Genomic DNA, 3243 nt, shown 5'->3' with positions numbered 1-3243 from the left:
GCCGACGACGGCAACCGGTCCTTCATCGGCCGCAAATCCGTGACGTCATCGGGTTCACCTGTCAGATGTGCCCGAGCGCTTGACCAGGGCCAATCCGCCGCCTGCTTTGCCAGTCCGGCGCGCACGGGATTCAGCCCGACATAACGTACCGCCGACAGGAGATGATCCTCGTCCATCGCCACCGCTCCGAAGCGGCCTTGCCAGAAATGCCCGGTTTTCTTTTGCCGCGGTGGATGACCCCGGCATAGGCACGGTGCACCTTGGCAAGCGCACGACGCAGGCCATCCGGGTCAGCCGGCGTCAGGATCAGGTGCACATGGTTCGGCATCAGGCACCACGCCCAGATGCCGACATCGGCGGCACGGCAATACTCGACCAGCAGGTCCTTGTAGAGCGCGTAGTCTTCGGACGTGAAAAACACCTTGGCGCGCCCGTTGCCACGCTGCGTTACGTGGTGCGGCAGACCGGGAACGACAATGCGGGCGAGGCGGGCCATGCGGTCAGTTTATACGCGGCGATGCCGGCGAATAGGGTAAAAAGTGCACTGTCACCGTAATTCGAGCAAACGGGGCAAAAGGTGCACTGTCACCGTAATTCCCACGGTGAAGGCGCACGTCTCGGAGATTCTGCGCAAGCTCAATGTCTACAGCCGCACGCAAGCGGTGATCGACGTTTCGAAGCTGGACAATGCGGAGCTGTTTCGCGATCAGGCGGGGTTTTGAGCTTTTACCCGTCACCTCGTTGCTTCACATGGTGTGGCAGCCCGGGAACGATAATGCGGGCAAGGCGAGCCATGTGATCAATTTACACACAATGACGGCCGGGCGAAGATGGTAAAAGGACACTGTCACTGCAATCCGAGAAGTTGCTCGACACTCTCTCTTGTGATCGGACCATATAGCGGCGGTGTCGATAGGGTTGTAATAACCATCTTTATCCAATTGGCATCTGATCCATAAAATGCTATATCGTCTCGAAGTTCTATTGCGTCTGCCCATGCTTCTAGATCAGTTTTGCTCAAATTTCCATCTAGAAATCTCTTCATAACGCTCTCAACATCTGTTCGATTTAAAATAACAGGATCTCCATCATAATCCCAAGAAAAAGTATTTAAGGCATTTATACATGAATCTATTGGTTTCTCCAATCCTATCAAAGATTTTACCGCCTTTATCCTATCTTCGTTGATCATTTGCTGACCTCGTGATCGTTGACGCTAACCGCTGACCCTTTGTCAGATCCGCTACCGCCGCTTCCGGACTTAGGACTGTCAGCCTTCGATAGCTTATCTTTGTTGGAAACTAGCCCCCCAAGCGGGTCGAACACTTTCTTGCTGTAACTTAGGGTTTTTCCGTTCATGTCGACCACCTTCTCATACGTGGCATAGGAACCGGGAACCTTCCCAGGTGAAACGGTTGTAAAAGTTGCAGTGCCTTTTTGGACAGATATGGAAACATTCTCAGTTGAATTGCTCGGCACTTTACCCATGTAGTTTTTAAAGCTTGACAACTGAGAGGAGCTTAATTTTTCTGTTACTGTATCCAAGGCCTTTTTCATAGCTTCCGACCTGGATAGCGCCACTGCCCCAACTGCGCCAGCCGGAGCAATCAGCCCTGTCTCTGCGGCGACCATTTCGGTGGCAAACATTGCCGCTTCAGGAAAGGCAGCACTTACAGCTGCCGCTGCTTCCGGCGCTGCGACAACAGCTCCAACACCTAACGCGGCAATGCCTCCAATTGCCGCGCCTTTCGCGGCATCTTGCTCGACGTCGGCGAGGGCTTGTACTTGGGTTCCGACTTCCCGGTTGATGTAGCTTCTAGCGATACCCTGTAAATCGGCATGCCCATTGGCGTCACTCTTGTTTACCGGATCATTCTGAGCATAAGCATATCGGTTGGTGCCAACACCTTCCTTGGTCGGATCCCAATCATCCGGCGAAATGAACCTCCCCAGCACCGGATCCATGTATCGTGCATTGAGATACAGCAGGCCGGTCTCGGGATCGAAGCGTTCGCCGATGTAGTTCTTCTGCGTCTGGAAGCCGGTGTTGAGGCTTTCGCCATAGGTGGCGTAGCTGTTGCTTTCGACGGTGTTGCCCGACATGTCGGTGACCATGCGCACCGAGGCGAGGTGTTCGCGGTGCAGGAAGTATTTGGTCGTGCCGACGACCTTGATGTCGGGATGCGGATAGCGGGTGTAGATTTCTCCACCCGGTATCGCCGGATTGATCTCGACATTGGCGTCGGGATAAAGCGTCGTGGCGAAGCTCGATGATTTTTTCGCTCGCGCCCCGTCCGGTCCATAGGCGAGATTGACGGTGCTGGAGGCGCGCGTGACCGTTTTCAGCCGGTTGGCCTCGTCCCAGACCAGCGTGCGGCTGCCGTCGGAGGTCAGATTGCCATTGGCGTCATAGGCCATCGCATTGGCGCCGACCGTGATAGGCGCATGCGGACGAGCAGCGTTCGCCGAGGGATAGACATAAGTGCCGGCCACACGCGTGCGCGAAATCATGTTGTCGTTGGCGGCATAGACGAAGGTTTCGTCCAGCGTGTTGTCGCCGAGATTGTCGGCAGAGATCAGCCGGTCGGCATTGTCATAGACATAGTGCCAGCTGTTCGGACCCGTGGCCGAGGTTCCAGCGATGTCGGTAATTCGGCCGAGGCTGTCACGGGTAAACTGGCGATCCATTACTGTCCCGGCGCCGAGCGTGGTGGTTATCCGCGTCAGCCAGCGCCGCGTCGGCGAGTAGGTGAAGGACGTTTTTACGCCATTGGCGTAGGTGATCTCCTTGGTCTGGCCATCAGCCTCGTAGATCGTCGAGGTGATGAAGCCGGGCGCCGAATAGAGCTTTTTGCCGGCGGTGTATTGCAAGTGCGCTATCGGCGTGCCGAAGTCGAGCTGCACTGGAAAGTACTGGTTGCGAAGCGTTTGGCCGGAGCCGTCGTGAACGTTGAACGTAGTATGGGTGATCCCCGCGATCGTGGCATCCTGACGGGCGATTTTGCCGAGACCGTCATAATTGTAGAGCTGGACGGCGGCGGCGTTTTCCGAGCGGGTCACTTGGCCGATGTTGTAATAGCCTGACGCCGCCTGGTCATAGGTGTTTTGGGTCAGCGTCACCGGGCTGCCGCCAGGCGCGGTTGCCGTCTTCAGGGTCAGCCGGTCCATCTGGTCGTAGGCGAGCGTGGTGACCGTGCCCCTGGCGTCGGTCTGGCTGACCAGCCGGTTGGCGGTGTCATAGAC

Annotated in this window: 3 protein-coding genes and 1 pseudogene; 1 reads left to right on the top strand and 3 read right to left on the bottom strand. The window is 56.4% G+C overall.

Translation table 11 applies throughout. The features are described from left to right. Positions 1-130: 130 nt before the first annotated feature. Complete coding sequence (locus EN991_RS29135) at positions 131-496, bottom strand: transposase (protein ID WP_245461102.1); 366 nt, start codon at positions 494-496, stop codon at positions 131-133. Positions 497-599: 103 nt separating this feature from the next. On the opposite strand from EN991_RS29135, the pseudogene EN991_RS29130 reads away from it, so the two are divergent. After that, positions 600-722: pseudogene (locus tag EN991_RS29130) on the top strand (LuxR C-terminal-related transcriptional regulator); the annotation flags it as partial. Positions 723-847: 125 nt separating this feature from the next. Here the strand turns inward: EN991_RS29130 and EN991_RS29125 are convergent. Both EN991_RS29125 and EN991_RS29120 read right to left on the bottom strand, forming a co-directional pair. Further along, positions 848-1192 (bottom strand): hypothetical protein, encoded by a 345-nt coding sequence (locus tag EN991_RS29125; protein WP_013531260.1) that lies wholly within the window; start codon positions 1190-1192, stop codon positions 848-850. Continuing rightward, the coding region (locus EN991_RS29120) for an RHS repeat-associated core domain-containing protein (RefSeq protein ID WP_164769442.1) at positions 1189-3243 on the bottom strand (2055 nt) is incomplete at its 5' end. The genes EN991_RS29125 and EN991_RS29120, both read right to left, overlap by 4 nt.

Origin of the sequence: Mesorhizobium sp. M7A.F.Ca.US.005.03.2.1 (assembly GCF_003997795.1) — a bacterium.
Classification (GTDB): domain Bacteria; phylum Pseudomonadota; class Alphaproteobacteria; order Rhizobiales; family Rhizobiaceae; genus Mesorhizobium; species Mesorhizobium ciceri.
The sequence above is the reverse complement of the archived record's forward strand: the minus strand, read 5'-3'. Positions and strand labels throughout refer to the sequence as shown.